The following is a 15,856-nucleotide window of genomic DNA, read 5'->3' on the forward strand; positions in this document are numbered from 1 at the left end:
CGAGGAGGGTCATCGGGTGCTCCGGCTCTGTCGGCGGTAGCGGGCTCGGGCGAGTTCGCGGGCGGCGATCCACAGGCCGGCGAGGACGAACGGCGCGGCGAGGTAGATGCCGAGCCACTGCCACCAGGTCACGACTCGGCCCCGTCGTCGGCGGGGTCCCACGTGGCGAGCGGGTCGCGGTCGGTGGTGGCCCAGGTGTAGGTGGGGCAGGGCCAGGCGTGGCCGCACTCGTTGCAGGCGCCGGAGGTGAGGCCGCCGGCCTCGGCGTCCTGGCTGTGCGCCTCGGCGATGCGGGCGAGTCGCGCCCTGGGTCCGACCGCGCCCTTGGCCGCCCAGTCGTCGTAGCGGTCGAGTGCGGCGAGGACGAGGTCTGCGGCTTGCTCGCTGACTTGGGACTGCATGCCTGCGAGTGCGCCTTGGTTGAGTTCGCGGAGGACGATCTGGCGTCGCATGTCGTCGGTCACGACTGGGCTCCAGTGGTGGTGTCGGACTCGACGGTCCAGGTGGTCGTCTCCCGGACGAGGCGGGTGGGCGTCTCGGGCAGCCGCTGCTCCCAGCTGGCGCGCCTTGCGACGGCGGTCTCGCGGTCTTCCTCGGGCATGCCTAGCGGCAGCCACCGGTCGGCGTCGTAGCCCTCAACGCGCCACGTGGAGCGCGGCGGGCGCACCTCGGTGTCGTGGTTGGTGGGCGCGGCCAGCCCGGCAGCGGGGGTGGCTCGCGGGCTGCTGGCGCTCTGCTGCGGGAAGCAGATGCTGTACCCGCCAGGGACGTGGACCCAGCGGACGTGGTGGTTGCCGTCCATGCTGGGGTCGCCCTTGTCCTCGACCTCCAGGCCGCAGTGTGCGCACCGGAGTGCCTCGTAGGCGGTCGGCTGTCCGGCGGCCTGGCGGGCGGCGTCCCGGATCCCCGGGGTCAGCTGGGCCTCGAAGCAGCGCGGGCAGTTCAGGTCACTGCACGGCTGGCCAGCAGAGTGCGCGGCGGCGATGCGGTCCAGCTCGGCGCGGACATCGGGGCTGTGGACGATGTCGGTGGCGATGGCGAACGCGAGCTTCCACGTCTCGACACGGGTGTTGATCTCCTGGGCGAGGAGGTGGCGGAGGCGGTCGTCGGCGGGCGGGTAGTCGGTCATGGTCATGCTCCTGGTGGTGTGGCGAGGTTAGGCAGACTGCTGCGCGATGTACGCGCGGACGGCTCGGTCGAGAACTGCGGCTGGCGCTTCATCGGGGAAGTGATCCGTGAGCATCCGAAGGACCGGATTCGGTACGTGCAGGCGTGGCTGGCGCCTCTGTCGCTTCGCGTCGTAAGCCCTCCGGCAGGTACGACACACGCGCGCACCGTCGTTGCTGCGGAGGATGGTGTTGGCCTCGTCATAGGGGTGGCCCTTGGGGCAGTGGGTCTTGGCTGCCGCTCTTGCCGCGAGGGTCTTGCCCCGGAGGACGTTGTCGCGCTTGGTGACGGCCTCGAGGTGCGCCGGGTTCACACAGCGGCGGTGCTGACAGGTGTCGCCCCCGGCGCAGCTCTCGTCCCAGTTGTGGCAGACGTGGTCGACTTGCAGCCCCTCGGGGATGGGCCCGACGAAGAGTAGGTAGCTGGCCCTGTGCGCCGCGTTGGTCAGCCCGAACCTGAAGCTGCCGTAACCATCCTTCGTGAGCCTTCCGCTCCAGAGCCAGCAGGTGTCGGTCTTAGTAACCCTGGAGAGAAAGCGGTCCTTGGCGCCGGGCGGCGGCACAGGATTGCGGTTGGACATGGAGTCTCCGATCTGTGGATGCTGTGTGGGTGGCCGCCCCGCCTAGCCCGCGGGACGGCCGGCTTGCGTGCGGGGTCAGGCGGCGGGGAGGTGGACGTCGACAATCGGGCGCGGCGCGGGAATCTCGACCGGCGAGGTGCACTGGGGCGAATCGCCGCGGAGGCAGATCCGTTCGATGAGCTGCATCTGCTCGGAGGCCTTGCGGTCCCACTGCAGGCGGCGTTCATTACGGAGCCGGTTCATGTCGCTGCCGACGAACAGGAATGGGGACTGAGGGTTCCCGGGCCACGGGTCGCCTGTCTCCTCGTTGAAGCGCATGTTGCGGTAGTCGAGCCAGCCCTGACGGTGTGTAGGGCACATGCCCGCTGGGGGCCGGACAGTGAAGCGCTGGTCCGGCGGGAAGGGTTTGTTGTTGGCCCAGTGCCGTTGGGTGCGCCAGCGGGCGCCTTCCCAGGTGTGCCAGCTGTCGCGGATGTGGGGCGGAACGTCGACGCCGAGGTAAGTGGCCGGTATGTCGGTCATGTGCTGCTCCTGTCGTGCAGGTCGGGTGGAACCGGATCAGACGGCGGGGCTGGGCTGGTCGTCGAGGGCGAGTTGGCCGGCGGCTTCGCGTGCTGCTCGGCGGGTGGCGGCGGCGGTCTGGCGGTGGTGGTCGCGGTCGTAGTGGAGGTGGCAGCCCTGGCACATGGCCCTGAGGTTCGTGGGGTCGCAGTTCTCGGGGGTGTGGTCGAGGTGCGCCACGGTGAGCACGACCCGGGAGCCGGTGCCGTAGGCGGTGCCGCCGTTCTCGTTGGGGCAGCGGCCGGTGTGGGTGCCGCGGCCGCACTCGCCGAGGCATTCGCAGCGGCCGGCGGCGCGTGCGGTGCGGATGTTGAGGCTGATCTGGGGCCAGTCCTTCGGGTATCGGTCGCGGTTCTCGGGGCGGATCGGCATGGGGGTCTCCTTCAGGCGGCGGGGGTGCAGTCGGGGCAGGACGGTCCGGGCATGGGGCCGGTGGCGGCGGTGCCGCAGGGCCAGGCGCCGGGGCGGGCGATGTGGTAGCAGGGCTGCTCCGGCTCCGGCGATGCGGTCCGCTGTCGGGGAGCCTTAGGCGTGATGCCAGCGGCGAGCAGCAGGAGGCGGGTGAGGTCTCCGTTGCCGTCCTTGCGGGCCTCGGCGAAGTCCTCGGGCGTCAGCTCGGTCATCAGCTCACCGCCATGTCGACGAACTGGGCGTAGTGGCCCTGGAAGGCGGTGGTGATCGTGGCGGTGGGGCCGGCGCGGTGCTTACCGACGATCACGTCGGCCTCGCCAGCACGCGGGGATTCCTTGTCGTAGGCGTCTTCGCGGTGCAGCAGGATCACGATGTCGGCGTCCTGCTCGATGGCGCCGGATTCACGAAGGTCGGAGACGAGGGGCTTCTTGTCGGTGCGCTGCTCAGGGCCGCGGTTGAGCTGGGCGAGGATCACGAGCGTGATGCCGAACTCCTTGGCCATGAGCTTCAGGCCGCGGGTGAGCTTGGAAACCTCGGCCTGCCGGTTCTCCGCCTTGGGGGCGTCCATCAGTTGGAGGTAGTCGACGATGACCAGGCGGAGACCGACGGTTCGGATCATGTGGCGGACGCGTCCACGCAAAATCGGCAGGGACAGTTCGGCCGAGTCGTTGAGGTAGAGCGGGGCGTCCGTGATGCGCTGGGCGGCCCGTGCTTCGCGGGCGACGCCGGCGTCATCAACCGACCCGGTCTTGATGTGGTGCAGCGCGACGCGAGACTCTGCGGCAAGGATGTTGTCGCCGAGCTCCTCCTCGCCCATCTCCAGGGACTCGAAGAGCGTCGGAGTGGCGTGGCGGATCGCGGCGGCCCTGGCGAGACCGAGACCGAAGGTCGACTTTCCCATTGCGGGGCGGGCCGCGACGACGACGAGCTGGCCCGGCTTGAAGCCTCCCTGCAGGAGCATGTCGAGGTCAGCGAAGCCAGTGGGGACGCGGTCATTCTTGTTGGGCTTCGTGACAGACCGCTCGAGGGCTCCGCCGATGATGTCGCGGAGCGCCTTCGGGGCGCTGGCTTCCCGGTTGCGGACGAGGTCGTCCAGGGCGTCCTGGATGGCGGGGATGTCCGCAGTCGAGTCGAAGGCTGCGGATCGGCCGCGGATGTTCATGTCGTGGCTGAGGGCGAGGAACCGGCGGTTGATCGCCGCTTCGGTGATCTGCCGGGCGTAGTACGCGGCGCCGGCGTAGCTAGTCTGCGCTTCGTCGTACAGGCTGGACAGGTGGCTAACGTCCATGGGCGGGACGGGCATGTAGCCGGTGGCGCGCCAGGTCTGCAGCTGGCGGTGAACGGCTTCCCAGCGGATCTCGCCCTTGGTGAGGGTTTCTCGGATCTCGTCGACGGCGTTCCATACCCAGCGGAGCTGGTCGGCGAGGATGTCGGCGGGGTCGAACTCGCCGGCGAGCTCGTCGATGAGTGCGGGCCGTGCCATGACGGACGCGGCAATGATGCGTTCGGCAGCAAGGTCGGGGCGGTCCTGCCCGGCGCCCGCGTCAGCGATTCCGTCCGGGCCCCACAGGTCGGTGTCGCTCATGCGGCGGCTCCGGTGCGGCGGTCGTGGCCGTCGAGCAGGACGACGCTGGCGCCGCACATCTCGGCGAGGCGGGAGGAGACCCGCGGTCCGGTGACCTCGGACAGCTGGGTGGGCAGCACGTCGCAGGTGGTGATGACGGGACGACGGTTGATGTACCGCTCGTCGAAGATCTCGAAGAGGCGCTCCTGCGTCCACTCGGATGCCTTGGCCGCGGCCAAGTCGTCGATGAACAGGAGGTTGCACTCCTGGAGTTCCTTGACGAGGGTGCGGCGGATCTCGTCGGGTCCGTCGGGACGAAGCGCATCGAAGAGGGTCGTGGAGCGGTAGGTGCGGAGGTCGGGTCCGCCAGACCACGGGCGGTTGGGGGCGTACCAGGCTTCGAGCCATCGGCGGCAGGTCTGCCAGGCGGTGTGGGTCTTGCCGACGCCGATCGGTCCGGTCAGGAAGAGGCTGTCGCCGCCCCATCCGGCGATCCAGTCGTGGACGTCCTGGTTGAGCTCGATCGGCTTCTGGTAGATCACGGGCGTCTTGCTGTCGAAGCGGTCGAGGGCCTGCTGGCCTCGCTGCTGGAGCCACTCCTCGCGGGCGGTGGGCTCGTCAGCCGAACTTGAGTGCACTCTTCTTCTCCTCGTCGGTCATGTCGCGGGGGGCGGTGGCGGGGCCAGCCGGCTTCTGGCGGCGCTGCGTCGCGGACGCTTGGCGGCGGAGGGTGTCGTACTTCTCGCGGAGCTTCATCGGCGTGAGGATGTGCGCCTGCCAGAAGTCGTTGGCGTGGGCCCAGTCGATGGCGTGCTTGGCGTCCTCGACGCTGACGCCGTCGCGGTCGAGCATCAGCCGGGTAGCGGTGCGCCACTTGTCGGTGATGCTGGGCCTCTTGCTGCCGGTCCTTTCAAGGACGTCGGCGAGGTGTCGGCAGACGGCTTCGACATCGGCTCGAGGAGGGGTATCGGCGGATGCCGAAGGCTCCGCGTCTTCTTCTTTCCCTGCTCCCTGATCCCTGCTCCCTGATCCCTGCTCAGGGCGGAGGATCTCCGGAGTCTTCTGGAAGTCCTCCGGAGAATCTCCGGAGTCCTCGGGAGGTTCGAAAGAGTCCTGGTCGGAGGGGGTGGGGTCGTCGTTCTGTACCTGCTCGGGCCTGGGGAACCTCGGCTTCCGGGGGTGGCTGACTTTTTGGTGCTCGGACCAGTTGGAAACGGCGATCAGAGCCTTTCCGGAGGCCTCGTAGAGGGTCACCAGACGGGCCGTGTGAAGGCTCTGGAGATCCTCACGAGTCCTCTGGAGGATGTCCGGAGCCTCTTCGAGGGGCCAGATCGCGGCCCGGATGAGTCGCGGGTCGGCGAGGCCCACACCGTTGTCGTCGACGTAGGTCCACAGCCCGATGAAGGTGAGGCGAGTCGACAGCTTCAGGTCGGCGATCGTGAGGGAGGTGAAGAACTCCGGCTTGATCGAACGGATACGGGCCATGGGGAGGGTCTCTTCCGGCTGCTTTGGGTGGGTGGTCTAGGCGGCGGCGTGCTGTGGCGCGCTCGGCCGGTGGTGGTCGCATCGCCACCCCGCGGCGAAGAGACGGGCGGGCTCCCCGCAAACCGGGTTGCCCGTCTCGCAGAAGCCGGGCGTGGTCTTCGGGTAGGGCGGTGGCTGGATCGACGGGGGGCGGGCCTCGTCGAGGCTGTCCATCAGGCGGCCTTTCCCATGTCGCGGATGAGGTCGTGGACGTAGGCGCGGGCCATGCCGAGGCGGTCGGCGATCTCGTGTTCGGGGACGTTGAACGAGGCAAGGTGGGCGATCTCCGCACGGCGGTAGGCCCCGAGCTCGTTGCGGTCCTCGTTAGGGGTGCACAGGGGATCGTCTATGTCGCGCCAGGCATCAGGGCCCCACCAGCCAGCGGCCCGCGCTATTCCGAGCGTTACAGGCGATGAGCCCATCTGGTGGCGTCGCCGTTCGTAGACGGCAGTGATTCGCGCGGCGAAGTCCTTGCTGGTGACGCGGCTGATCTGGGCGCATATGTGGCGGGCTGTGGCATAGCCGATCTGCGCATCCTCAGCGACCACGTAGAGGGGGTGGCCGAGAACTGCCAGAGCCCGCAGCCTGCGCATCGAGCCGAGGTTGCTCGTCCAGTAGCCAGGCCGTTCGGCATCGAATTCTGGGTCGAACGCGAGGATGATCTCGGCATTCTTGGGTGAGCAAGTCCTGTAGCGGCCAGCGGCAAGTCCGCCGATGGTGCCAGCCTTGATGCCAGTGCAGGTAGCGATGTCGGCCTGCGTCCACCCCTCTTCCTCGATGAGGCGTCGGAGGTGGTTTGCGGCGGGCGTGGCGTCGACGCGGCTGGGCCCTTCGCGGTGGCGCCTGAGGTCGGACAGCTTGCAGTAGCGCTTGTTGGCTTCAACGCACTCGGGTCGTCGGCAGCCGCGGAGGTAGCAGCGGCGCTCTCCGTGCTGCGGCGGGTTGTTTCGGCTCACTGTCCTGTCTCCTTTCGCTGGCTGGGGATGGTGGGGAGGTCGTAGATTTCGCGGCAGGTGCGGAGGCTGTCGATGGCTTCCTGCATGCGGCGCTGGGCCCGGTGGGCGGCGACGTCGGCCTCGACCTGGTCGGGGGTGCGGTAGGTGGGCGGCTTGTGGTCGATGGCCCAGGCGATGAGTCCGGCGCCAGCGAGGAAGATCACGCAGGCCCAGTTGAAGACGCTCACGCTGCGGCCTCCGTCTTGACGCCGACCCACTGGTGGCAGATGGACTTGTGGACGGTGGCCCGCTTCGACTGGGTGTAGCCGGCGTGGGCTATGAGGCCGGTGCGGGCGGCGGCGGAGAAGCGGGGCCCCCAGCAGTTCGGGTGGGGCGGTTCAGCGAGTCCGTCCTCGACGAGGTCGGCGGCTTGGAAGGGGACACCAAGGCCGGCGAACTTCTCGATCTTCTTGTCACAGTCGGCGGCCCACACGGGGTCGAGCTGGCCGATGCGCTTCATGCCGGCCTGCTTTGCGGTCTCGCCGGCATCGGGGTCGATCACGGTGGGAGTGGGGATGGACAGGTTCAGCTGGGTTGCCACGGCGGTGTCCTTCCGGTCTGCTGGGTGGTGGGCTGGCCGCCTTGCCCGCGGCCAGCCCGAGTGGGGCTACTGGGCGCCGGCTTCGAGCTCGGGGCGCTGGGGTTCGCTGAGGTACTCGGGCGGGACGTCGATGGCGTCCGGCTGCCAGTCGGTGCGGACGGTGCCGTCGTGGGCGAGGGCGCGGGCCAGTTCGGCGCTCTTCGGCAGGGCCTTGAAGTGGTTGCGCAGGACGGTCTTCTTGGCCATCTCGTCGTAGTTGTCGCGCCAGGCCGGGCTGTTCTTGGACGGCAGCTTCTGGCGCCGCTCTTCGATCTCGGCGGGGTACATGACCTTGAAGGTGCGGCCGCCGTTGATGAGCCGGGCGACGGAGTAGTAGGCGATGGCCTTGCCCCGCGGGCCGTCGGCGAATGGCCGGTGGATGAGCCGCTCTTCGAGGCCTTCCTCGTGCTCGAAGTAGTCGTTTTCGCGGACGGTCTCGACCTTCACCGAGGACGCCATCGGGTGCTGGTAGAAGAGCGTCACCATGCCCTGGTAGCCCAGCTGGAACTCGGCCTGGCCCTTGCGGGGGATGATGTAGGCCTCCTGCGTCGGCGAGCCGGGCTCGAAGCCGAGCTGCGAGCAGGTCATGAGTGCGCCGAGGAACGACTCGGTGGTGCAGTTCGCCAGGTCGGGGTTCTTGCGGATAAGGGTGAGGGCGATGCGGGCGATCCGGTCGGCGTCCATGTGCTTGGGCAGGGCTCGGGCGATCTCGGGCTTCATCCGCTCGATCTGCTGCGCCATGGTCGGCTTGGGCTGCTCGCCGGCCTGCTCGACCTGGCCGACGTTGGCGGCTCGGCGGGCGACGGCGTTGCGGGCGTCGGAGGTCACAGGTTCTCCAGGTGCACGTTGAGGACGCGGGTGGGTTCGCCGCGGTACTGCTCGGCGTCGATGTCGGGGTCGGCGGCGAGGGCGGCTTCCTTCCAGTGGATGGAGCCGCGGCGGGGCCGCCACGAGTAGGCGAGTTCGCCGCGGATGTGGACGTCGGTGGCGTCGCCTGCGATGGCCTTGAGGTGGTTCTCGGCCTCGGTGATGGCGATGTCGGCGGCTTCGGCCTGTTCCTTGGCTGTGGCGCGGATCTTCAGCCACTTCTCGACCTCGGCCGGGTCAGCGACGACGATCTGTTCGACGGGGTTGGCGTGGAGGTGGTCGAGGAGCTGGCCGGTGGCGTGGCTGCCGTCGAGGGGCGGGCGGGTGCCGGTCTGGACCCAGCCCCAGAACTCGTCGCCGATGGCGATGAGGTTGTCGATCATTTGCTGGTCGCGCTCGATGCGGTGGACGATGGTGCGCTGGCCGCCGATGGATGCCGCGGAGTAGCCGAAGTTCCAGCCGGTGAGGGCGAGCTGCCACTGGACCTGGACCTGGACTTCGCCGGGGGTCTCGTCGATCCAGTCTTTGAGGGCGTAGGACGAGCGGGTCTTGATTTCCAGGACGCCCATCTCGTCGTTCTCGACGGTGGCGCGGTCGAGATTGACGAGCATGTGCGGCCGGCTGGGCAGGCGCAGGGTGCCGGGGTTGTCGATGGCGGGGAGGCCGGTCCGCTTGGTGAAGCGGCTGGCGACGAACGGTTCGAGCTCGTGGCCCATCTCGGCGGCCTCGGACAGGACCGGGTCGTGGCGGCGGGGCACGGTCTCGCCGCGCTTCTTCAGCCAGATCTCCAGCGGGCTCGTGTACTCGTTGAGTCCGCAGATCGCGACGATGTCGCTGCCGCCGATGCCGGTGGCGCGGACCGCGTGCCACTCGTCGGCCGGCGCGTCGGGGCCGAGGACGATCTGGGCGCCGGAAGGGTAGGTGAGCGTCACGCGGCCACCTGCCCGGCGGCGATCTGCTGGAGTCGGGTGACGCCGGCAGGGTCGTACTTGATGGCGACGACGGCGGCGACGTAGTCGGGGTAGCTGTTGGTGAGCTTGAAACGGTTGCCGGGGTCGGCCATGTCGATGGCCTTGATGATCTGTTCGGTGAAGCTGCCGGCCTGGTAGCCGCCGTCGCGGCCGTAGTGGAAGAGGACGTGCGCCGCGACTTCAGCGGGGATCGTGGGTTCCATGTCGGGCTCCTTGAGGGTGTGCGGGGCCAGGCCACCCCGGGCGTGGGAGCGGGTGAGGTGGCCTGGCTGGCGTGGAGCCACTGGGCTCGACGCCGTCTGGTGGGCTACGCGGCCGGCTGGAGGCCGAACTGGCTGACGGCGGTGCTCAGCGGGAAGACGTCGTCCTCGATGCCGAGCAGGTGCACCAGGGGCTCACCACCCCGCTCCTCGCCCGAGTACTTCCACGGGTCGCCGTCCTTGTCGACCATGTCCTCGTCGAGGTTGAAGCGGATGTCGCCGACGTCGACGTATCGCGTCAGGCTCTTCCGCCAGCCGTCGAACAGCTCTTCGCGGGACGTGTGGTCATTGCGGATCGGCATCTGCATGCCGATGAACTCCGACCTGTCGTCCATGAAGACCAGGGCCGCCCCCGGGGCCGCCTGCCACAGGTGCAGGACCTGGGCTGCGTCCTTCCAACGGGCCAGATACTTCGGGGTGACGCCGCTCAGCGGGACCGGGTTGAGGCCCATGTCGAAGTACTTGCGGAAGAGGCGCCGCCAGTCGGGCAGTACGGTCGAGTCAGGCAGAGCGGCGACGGTGAGCGAGTTCACCGTGCCGGACAAGACGACTGTCGGGACGCTGCCGCCGGTGACCTGGATCGAGACGTCGGTGCTGGTCTTGAGCCAGGACAGAAGGGTGGGGATGTGAGTGCCGGAGATGGAGGTCTTCCACTCGCCGGTGTTGAGGACGGACTGCCGGGCGACGGCCATGGTGAAGCGGTCGGTGGTGACGGCGTAGAGGTAGCCGTCGCGGGACTCCAGATGCACTGCAGTGAGGGCGGGGATGGTGTCCTCGGTGCTGGCGTGCGGGGCGGCCTGCTTGAGCATTCGCTGCAGGTCGCTGGCCAGGATGGTGGTCACCTGTGCTCCTTCTTGGGATGCTTGGGTTGCGCCCCGTCGACTTCGCCTCGACGGGGCGTTGTGCTGGGGTGGTCTGTCGCCGGGCCGGCAGGGCGGGTCACCGCCAGCCCGACGGGCTCAGGGAAGGAGCTCGGTGAGGATGGGGAGGAGGGAGTAGGCCTGGTTGAAGGCCGTGTCCTCTGCCCAGCCGTGCTCGTCCTTCAGGTGGTCGGTCATGTCCTCGACGGAGTACATGAGGCTGTTCACCTGGATCCGGTGGCCGCATCCGGGTGCCGTGCAGCGGAAGTGGCGCTCGTTCACGAGGTCTCCTTGGAGAGCAGTCGCCCGAGCGCGATCAGGGCGAGCGAGCAGGCGGTGGTTGCGGCGACGGCGCGGAGGGTGAGGAGGCGGGTCACTGGCCGGCCCCCGCGGTGCGGAGTGCGTAGTCCCCATAGGACTCGGTGTGGCCGTCGCCGACGGACGCCGCGAAGTCGGCGGACACCGCGGCCCGGAGGAGACGGCTGGTGAGGCGCTTCGGCAGCGGGATCAGCGGTCCGTGGTCGTGATACACCGTCGGCAGCGGCAAGGGCGTGGGGTCCCCGGCGCCGACGAGCAGCGGCTCACCCTGATCGGAGTACAGGCCGGTCCACGTCCACTCGACGCCGACGACGTCGATGAAGCCGCCGTCCAAGTCGAAGACCGCGCCGTCGTGGAGGTAGGTGGTCATCGAGCACCCCCGCGAATCTGCTGGCCCGAGCTGACAGCCATGTCGTAGAGCGCGTGGATGCCCTCGGCGAGGTTCCGGGCGTCGTCGTCCGTCTCTTCGCCGAGCAAGGCGTTGAAGAGGGCGTAGGCCGTGTCCTTCTGGCCGTTGGCGAAGGCGGCGGTGAACTGGGCGGCGAACCGCGGGCCGGTCGGCATGGAGCGGATGTCGGTGTGGACGTTGCCGTGGAAGGCGAGGAGCCCGTAGGTGCCACGGGCGCCGGGGTTGTCCTTCTCGACGGCCAAGACGGCGATGCTGGCGAGCGCGGCGCACATCGAGACCGTGGACGTGGGACCGCCCTTCACGAACGGGCCGAGCATGGTGAGGCCGAGCAGCGGGTTGCCCGCCATGCCGTGGGCGACGGCCGCCATGATCGTGTCCGCCGGGTTCTCGCACGGCGTGGTGGGGATCTCGGTCACGACGCCACCGCCGCTCGGACAGAGAAGCTGCCGTCGGCGTGGCGGATGATCGTGTCGCCGTACTTGGCGACGACCCGGTCCGGTCCGGTGCCGATGCGCAGGCCGGTGACGACGATCTTGCCGTCGACGGCCTCCCAGTAGCCCTTGGTGAACACGCCGAGGTCGTCGAGCCAGCGGTCGAACCGGCCCTCGTTCTCGACGGTCAGCACGTGCGCGAGGATCGCGCCGTCACCGAGCGGGCTGTCGTGGTCGATGTCGACGTGGTCGAGGACGATGCCGCCGGCGTACCCGTGGACGGACACAACGGGCGTGCCGTGGCCGAGGGTCCAGGCGGGGGTGCGCGTCGTGGTGACGAGGCGGGTCTTCTCGGCATCGGCCGCGTTGTACTCCGGCCGGCAGCTCGGGTAGGCGACGACGCGGGTGCCGATCGGATGGGCGGCGTTCCAGGCGTCGGCCTGCCTCTGCCCCTCGGCCTTGTCCCGCGCGAGCTTGTCGTCGTAGTTCATCGGGCGGTTCCTCGGGTGTAGTCGCGGCCGGCGAGGTCGGGGTCGATGTCGAACCAGTCGTGGATGGCGGCCCAGTGGGCGCCGTCCGGGTCGGGGTGGGCCGCGAGGAACCGGGCGCGGGTTTCGGCGATCTGCCGTTCCAGCTCGGCGGTCGGCACGTCCAGGCGCTCGATCGGGTTGGTCAGCCTCGGCACGCAGCGGAGGCACTCGACGTCGACGCAGTCGTCCTTGTGCAGCTCGGGGATGAACGGGCGGGCCATCGCGCCGGCGAGGGTGGCGAACAGGTCGTTGCGCTTCATGCCGCTACCCCGTTCGGTCGGACCGGGAGCTTCGGGTGGTGCTTGGCGAGGACCTTGTTGGCGCGGTGGAGTTCGCTCAGCGCGTGCTCGCGGGCCTCGGCGTACTCGGGCTTCCGGCAGAGGGAGATGCAGTAGGCCTGGTTCGTGGCCTCGACCTCGGCCTGCAGAACGTGCTCCGGGACCTGGGCGCCGATCAGCGCAGCGACACGGTCGGGGACGGGGACACCCGTCGGCTCGATGGAGATCACGCCGCCACCGCCTTGGGCTCCTCGCTGTGGGCGGCCTTCGCGGCCTGCTCGTGCCGCTCGATTGCGGCCTCGCGGTTGCCGTCCTTCTGGGAGGAGTGGTCGATGACGAAGCCGGCCAGGAGCATTCCGGTGTGCTGCTTGCTGGGGCTCTCGTCGAAGATGACGGTGTCGTAGTAGCCACCGCCGATGCGGACCGTCGAGACCAGCAGGTTCTTCGACTCGGATACGACCGTGGTTTGGCGGACGATGTCCGGCAGGCCAGGGGATACTGTCTTCACTGGGTTCACTTCTCTTTCGCAGTTGGGTTGCGATGGAGTGGGTGGATCTGGGAGGGCCAGTCGCCGGAGGTCAGAGCCCGGCGGCGGCCCGCATACCGCTCTAGGCGGCGAGGGGGGCGACGAGCGTCCGCTCGTGTTCGCGGCGGATCGACATGGGGCTGAAGGTGATTCGGCCGCCGTCGTTGTGGTGGAAGACCCGGCGCTTGTAGCAGGCCTCCCTGAGGGTCCGTGCGCTCCGGTAGGGGAGGAGCTTCAGCTTGACGACCTCCTCGGGACTCCAGCGGATGAGGTCGGCCTCTTCGGCCTGCTTGGCCTCGGCGAGCGTCAGCGTTCGGGGTCGCGTGGCCTTCCGTGCCTTGATGGGCGTCTGGGCGGTCACGTTCTATTCCTCCTGGGTTATGGCGGCGGGCTTCACCTGAAGCGCGCTTGCGATGGTTCGGACCCGGTGGTCCGCCGACTTGCGGATGAGCCCTCGCTCCATGCGCGAGAGGTAGCCGCGGTCGTATCCGGTCAAGTTCTGGAGGGTGCGCAGGCTCATGTTCTGAGCTCTGCGTACCTGCCGAATGGCGGGTCCGTCTGGCGTCACACCCAGAATCTACGCACAGTCTGGCTACGAGGGCAAGCGTTCTGCCTACCTTGGAAGCTTAGATTCTGTGCGTGGCACTGCGTGACTGGCCGGTGGCTGGCATATGCCGAAAGCGTTTGTGCAACCAGGGAAGCTTGAAAATGAGACTTAAGCCCAGGTCAAGGCCCAGCAAGTAGGCTTCGCGGTTGCATGAAGTTGAGGCATGATGAGCCCATGGAGCTTGACTGGAAGCGGCTTGGAAAGGCACTCAAGGCCGCACGTATGGCGCCCGGTGTCGACCTCACGCAAGAGGAGATGGCGGAAGATCTTGGCCTGGGGCGGTCCGTCATCCAGCTCATCGAGGGCGGCAACGAGTACAAGAAGCCCACTCCGTCGATCCGGGCCTATGCGGCACGCGTAGGTTGGGCAGAGGGCTCCATCGAGACTGTCCTGGCCGGCGGGCAGCCCTCCCTCGTGGGTGAGGAAGGCTCCAGGCGTGCGCCTCGGCCCGAGGTGGCGGACCCCGCCGTGGATGCGGGCCTGCCTGTTCGCATCGTGCACGAGCTGAAGGGGCGCGGCGAGCTGCTGGACACGGCCGTCATCCCGCTTGGCGACGGCGGCAGCATGGTCGTCGTGGTCAAGGGCAAGCCCGGCGCCTCTCCGGAGGAGATTGCCCGCAACCTGGAAGCCTGGCGCGAAGCCCACGGGCAGCTGCTGGAGCTCGACTACCGCAAGGCGGCGGAGCGTGACGAGCGACGCGATGCATAGCAGCCGTCACGTCTAGTTGCTCCAATCACTCCACAAGTGGCCCAAAAGTGTGGTTGCATGGCCGAACGCTGACCATGGGGCCACCAATCGGACAAGTGGGGTGCCGATGTGTGTCCATGTCTACTGCGCCGACGGTCTGCCCAACGAGGCTTTGGTCTGGGCGGAATCCCGTGATTCCCACATCCGCGTATACGCGTCCAGCTCCCTCGTTGACACCGGTCGCCTGACCGATGCCGGCGCCGCCGCAGTCAACCGCGCCCTCGCCGCGCTGCCTGGAGCCCCCTCGCTCGAAGCTGCAACTGCCTGCCGGTGAAGCCTGCTTCCGGTCGTTAGGCAGCGCAAGATTGCGGTAGCGAGGAGAAGGGAGTGGCACGTGGCCTACGCCGAGAAGGTGTACAAGGTCCGCAACGGAGTGAAGACGAAGCAGTTCACCTGGCGGGCCTGCTACAGGAAGCCAGACGGCTCCAAGGGGACCGAGCCGGGGTTTCCCACTAAGAAGACGGCCGAGGACTGGGGCAACGCGCAAGAGGCCTCCATCCGTGCAGGCCGCTGGGTCGATCCGGCCCTTATGCGCCGGACGTTCGGGGAATGGGCCCGCGAATGGATGGCGACCCAGTCGCCCCGCGGGACTACGTCCACTCGCAGGTGGGCCCGCCTCGAAGCAGTGATCTTCCCCCGCTGGGAAAACACGTCCCTGATGCAGATCACGTGGTACGACGCCGAGACCTGGGCGAACAGCCTGACGATCGACGACGTCTCCGTCACCCACGCGCTCTCGCTGATGTCGACCATCCTCAACGGCGCCGTCGACGCCAAGCACCTCCTGGTGAACCCGCTCGCCGGCCGCCGACGCCGGCGTACCGCGGCCGCCAAGGAAGCGCTGCAGGCGAAGGACGAGGCCAAAGAGAACGCCTATGCGCCGCCCGAGATCGTGCTTCAGCTCGCGCGGCGCGCCGGCCCCTTCGACGGCATGCACATCCTCACCGTCGCCTTCACCGGTCTGCGCTGGGGCGAGAGCATCGGCCTCCACAGGGACAACGTCCTGCTGAAGCGCAGCGAGCACTACGACGGCGCGCTCTTCGAGTGCCCGGTGCTGCGGGTCATCGAGGAGGTCGCGGAATACCAGAAACGACTCCCTGACGGCAGCAAGGGCCCCTTGGTGGTTGACCTGGAGCCGGTGAAGACGCGGGAGTCGAAGCGGCGGGTCGACGTTCCTCCGTTCCTGGAGGAGCTGCTGCGCCAGCACCTCGGCCGGACGAAACATCCGTACATCTTCACGACGCGGTCCGGCGCTTTCTGGCGGCGGGGCAACTTCGGCCGACAGGTGATGAAACCAGTGAGCGGCGGCAGGGAGGCGCTGGGGAAGGTCCGCGGTCACGCCGAGCGGGAGCAGTGGGAGCCGATCATGCCGGGCCTCACGATGCGGGCCATGCGGCACACGCACGACACGTACCAGGCGCAGATCGGCGTGAAGCCGATTCTTGAACACGAACAGGCTGGGCATAAGTACCCTGGAATCAAGGGTCGGTATCAGCATCCGACGCCGGAGATGCGGCGGGAGAGGCTGGACGGCCTGCAGCGGATCTACGAGCGTGCGATGGAGGCGCTCGGCTGGGAGGCGATCTGGCCGGACGAACCTCCCGGCCCCTAAATCGCCCCTAAAAAAACAGCGCGAGGCGCGTTGGAGCAGGTCAGAGCCAGATCAAACC

28 protein-coding genes are annotated in these 15,856 nt (G+C 68.5%); 2 read left to right on the forward strand and 26 right to left on the reverse strand.

Going from position 1 to position 15,856, the window contains the following annotated elements:
- Positions 1 to 9: 9 nt before the first annotated feature.
- The 26 genes from ABD981_RS27860 to ABD981_RS27985 all read right to left on the reverse strand — a co-directional run bounded on the left by ABD981_RS27860 (position 10) and on the right by ABD981_RS27985 (position 13,400).
- Positions 10 to 132 (reverse strand): hypothetical protein, encoded by a 123-nt coding sequence (locus ABD981_RS27860; RefSeq protein WP_276205555.1) that lies wholly within the window; start codon positions 130 to 132, stop codon positions 10 to 12.
- Positions 129 to 464 (reverse strand): hypothetical protein, encoded by a 336-nt coding sequence (locus ABD981_RS27865; RefSeq protein WP_046906372.1) that lies wholly within the window; start codon positions 462 to 464, stop codon positions 129 to 131. The genes ABD981_RS27860 and ABD981_RS27865 overlap by 4 nt, the downstream gene beginning before the upstream one ends.
- Positions 461 to 1,129: a hypothetical protein gene (locus tag ABD981_RS27870; protein ID WP_046906373.1), complete on the reverse strand. Its 669-nt coding sequence runs from the start codon at positions 1,127 to 1,129 to the stop codon at positions 461 to 463. The genes ABD981_RS27865 and ABD981_RS27870 overlap by 4 nt, the downstream gene beginning before the upstream one ends.
- 27 nt (positions 1,130 to 1,156) lie before the next feature.
- Positions 1,157 to 1,747: an HNH endonuclease signature motif containing protein gene (locus tag ABD981_RS27875; RefSeq protein ID WP_123954258.1), complete on the reverse strand. Its 591-nt coding sequence runs from the start codon at positions 1,745 to 1,747 to the stop codon at positions 1,157 to 1,159.
- 75 nt (positions 1,748 to 1,822) lie between these two features.
- Positions 1,823 to 2,269: a hypothetical protein gene (locus ABD981_RS27880; RefSeq protein WP_046906374.1), complete on the reverse strand. Its 447-nt coding sequence runs from the start codon at positions 2,267 to 2,269 to the stop codon at positions 1,823 to 1,825.
- A 36-nt stretch (positions 2,270 to 2,305) separates the two neighbouring features.
- The gene (locus ABD981_RS27885; protein ID WP_046906375.1) at positions 2,306 to 2,680 is read right to left on the reverse strand and encodes a hypothetical protein; all 375 of its coding nucleotides are present in this window, start codon (positions 2,678 to 2,680) and stop codon (positions 2,306 to 2,308) included.
- Positions 2,681 to 2,691: 11 nt separating this feature from the next.
- On the reverse strand, positions 2,692 to 2,931 hold the full coding sequence (locus ABD981_RS27890; RefSeq protein ID WP_046906376.1) for a hypothetical protein: 240 nt from the start codon (positions 2,929 to 2,931) through the stop codon (positions 2,692 to 2,694).
- Positions 2,931 to 4,304, reverse strand: a complete 1,374-nt coding sequence (locus tag ABD981_RS27895) for a replicative DNA helicase (protein ID WP_046906377.1) — start codon at positions 4,302 to 4,304, stop codon at positions 2,931 to 2,933. Before ABD981_RS27895 ends, ABD981_RS27890 begins: the two co-directional genes overlap by 1 nt.
- Positions 4,301 to 4,921 (reverse strand): DnaA ATPase domain-containing protein, encoded by a 621-nt coding sequence (locus ABD981_RS27900; protein WP_123954259.1) that lies wholly within the window; start codon positions 4,919 to 4,921, stop codon positions 4,301 to 4,303. Before ABD981_RS27900 ends, ABD981_RS27895 begins: the two co-directional genes overlap by 4 nt.
- Positions 4,902 to 5,768, reverse strand: coding sequence for a hypothetical protein (locus ABD981_RS27905; RefSeq protein WP_046906378.1), 867 nt, complete (start codon positions 5,766 to 5,768; stop codon positions 4,902 to 4,904). Before ABD981_RS27905 ends, ABD981_RS27900 begins: the two co-directional genes overlap by 20 nt.
- 212 nt (positions 5,769 to 5,980) lie before the next feature.
- Positions 5,981 to 6,763, reverse strand: a complete 783-nt coding sequence (locus ABD981_RS27910) for a helix-turn-helix domain-containing protein (RefSeq protein ID WP_046906379.1) — start codon at positions 6,761 to 6,763, stop codon at positions 5,981 to 5,983.
- Positions 6,760 to 6,990 carry a hypothetical protein gene (locus ABD981_RS27915; protein ID WP_046906380.1) on the reverse strand — a complete coding sequence of 77 codons (231 nt, stop codon included), beginning with the start codon at positions 6,988 to 6,990 and terminating at the stop codon, positions 6,760 to 6,762. The genes ABD981_RS27910 and ABD981_RS27915 overlap by 4 nt, the downstream gene beginning before the upstream one ends.
- Positions 6,987 to 7,343 (reverse strand): hypothetical protein, encoded by a 357-nt coding sequence (locus ABD981_RS27920; RefSeq protein WP_046906381.1) that lies wholly within the window; start codon positions 7,341 to 7,343, stop codon positions 6,987 to 6,989. Before ABD981_RS27920 ends, ABD981_RS27915 begins: the two co-directional genes overlap by 4 nt.
- Before the next feature lie 66 nt (positions 7,344 to 7,409).
- Positions 7,410 to 8,210, reverse strand: coding sequence for a recombinase RecT (locus tag ABD981_RS27925; protein WP_046906382.1), 801 nt, complete (start codon positions 8,208 to 8,210; stop codon positions 7,410 to 7,412).
- Positions 8,207 to 9,181 carry a YqaJ viral recombinase family nuclease gene (locus ABD981_RS27930; RefSeq protein ID WP_123954261.1) on the reverse strand — a complete coding sequence of 325 codons (975 nt, stop codon included), beginning with the start codon at positions 9,179 to 9,181 and terminating at the stop codon, positions 8,207 to 8,209. The genes ABD981_RS27925 and ABD981_RS27930 overlap by 4 nt, the downstream gene beginning before the upstream one ends.
- The gene (locus ABD981_RS27935; protein ID WP_123954262.1) at positions 9,178 to 9,423 is read right to left on the reverse strand and encodes a hypothetical protein; all 246 of its coding nucleotides are present in this window, start codon (positions 9,421 to 9,423) and stop codon (positions 9,178 to 9,180) included. Before ABD981_RS27935 ends, ABD981_RS27930 begins: the two co-directional genes overlap by 4 nt.
- 104 nt (positions 9,424 to 9,527) lie before the next feature.
- Positions 9,528 to 10,322, reverse strand: coding sequence for a hypothetical protein (locus ABD981_RS27940; RefSeq protein WP_046906383.1), 795 nt, complete (start codon positions 10,320 to 10,322; stop codon positions 9,528 to 9,530).
- Between the two features lie 117 nt (positions 10,323 to 10,439).
- Positions 10,440 to 10,622, reverse strand: coding sequence for a hypothetical protein (locus ABD981_RS27945; protein WP_046906384.1), 183 nt, complete (start codon positions 10,620 to 10,622; stop codon positions 10,440 to 10,442).
- Between the two features lie 91 nt (positions 10,623 to 10,713).
- Complete coding sequence (locus ABD981_RS27950) at positions 10,714 to 11,028, reverse strand: phiSA1p31-related protein (RefSeq protein ID WP_046906385.1); 315 nt, start codon at positions 11,026 to 11,028, stop codon at positions 10,714 to 10,716.
- Entirely contained in the window at positions 11,025 to 11,483 is a 459-nt protein-coding gene (locus tag ABD981_RS27955) for a hypothetical protein (RefSeq protein ID WP_046906386.1), read from the reverse strand. Before ABD981_RS27955 ends, ABD981_RS27950 begins: the two co-directional genes overlap by 4 nt.
- A complete protein-coding gene (locus ABD981_RS27960) occupies positions 11,480 to 11,989 on the reverse strand; it encodes a hypothetical protein (RefSeq protein ID WP_046906387.1) in 510 nt (169 codons plus the stop codon). The genes ABD981_RS27955 and ABD981_RS27960 overlap by 4 nt, the downstream gene beginning before the upstream one ends.
- The gene (locus ABD981_RS27965; protein ID WP_046906388.1) at positions 11,986 to 12,288 is read right to left on the reverse strand and encodes a hypothetical protein; all 303 of its coding nucleotides are present in this window, start codon (positions 12,286 to 12,288) and stop codon (positions 11,986 to 11,988) included. Before ABD981_RS27965 ends, ABD981_RS27960 begins: the two co-directional genes overlap by 4 nt.
- Positions 12,285 to 12,536: a hypothetical protein gene (locus ABD981_RS27970; RefSeq protein ID WP_046906389.1), complete on the reverse strand. Its 252-nt coding sequence runs from the start codon at positions 12,534 to 12,536 to the stop codon at positions 12,285 to 12,287. The genes ABD981_RS27965 and ABD981_RS27970 overlap by 4 nt, the downstream gene beginning before the upstream one ends.
- On the reverse strand, positions 12,533 to 12,814 hold the full coding sequence (locus ABD981_RS27975; protein ID WP_046906390.1) for a hypothetical protein: 282 nt from the start codon (positions 12,812 to 12,814) through the stop codon (positions 12,533 to 12,535). Before ABD981_RS27975 ends, ABD981_RS27970 begins: the two co-directional genes overlap by 4 nt.
- A gap of 100 nt (positions 12,815 to 12,914) precedes the next feature.
- Positions 12,915 to 13,193, reverse strand: coding sequence for a hypothetical protein (locus tag ABD981_RS27980; RefSeq protein ID WP_046906391.1), 279 nt, complete (start codon positions 13,191 to 13,193; stop codon positions 12,915 to 12,917).
- A 3-nt stretch (positions 13,194 to 13,196) separates the two neighbouring features.
- The gene (locus tag ABD981_RS27985) at positions 13,197 to 13,400 is read right to left on the reverse strand and encodes a helix-turn-helix domain-containing protein (RefSeq protein ID WP_276205556.1); all 204 of its coding nucleotides are present in this window, start codon (positions 13,398 to 13,400) and stop codon (positions 13,197 to 13,199) included.
- Positions 13,401 to 13,613: 213 nt separating this feature from the next.
- Between ABD981_RS27985 and ABD981_RS27990 the strand changes: the two genes are divergently transcribed.
- Entirely contained in the window at positions 13,614 to 14,147 is a 534-nt protein-coding gene (locus ABD981_RS27990; protein ID WP_046906392.1) for a helix-turn-helix domain-containing protein, read from the forward strand.
- A gap of 373 nt (positions 14,148 to 14,520) precedes the next feature.
- Positions 14,521 to 15,798, forward strand: coding sequence for a site-specific integrase (locus ABD981_RS27995; RefSeq protein WP_046906393.1), 1,278 nt, complete (start codon positions 14,521 to 14,523; stop codon positions 15,796 to 15,798).
- Positions 15,799 to 15,856: the final 58 nt, after the last annotated feature.

The organism is Streptomyces showdoensis, from assembly GCF_039535475.1.
Taxonomy (GTDB): domain Bacteria; phylum Actinomycetota; class Actinomycetes; order Streptomycetales; family Streptomycetaceae; genus Streptomyces; species Streptomyces showdoensis.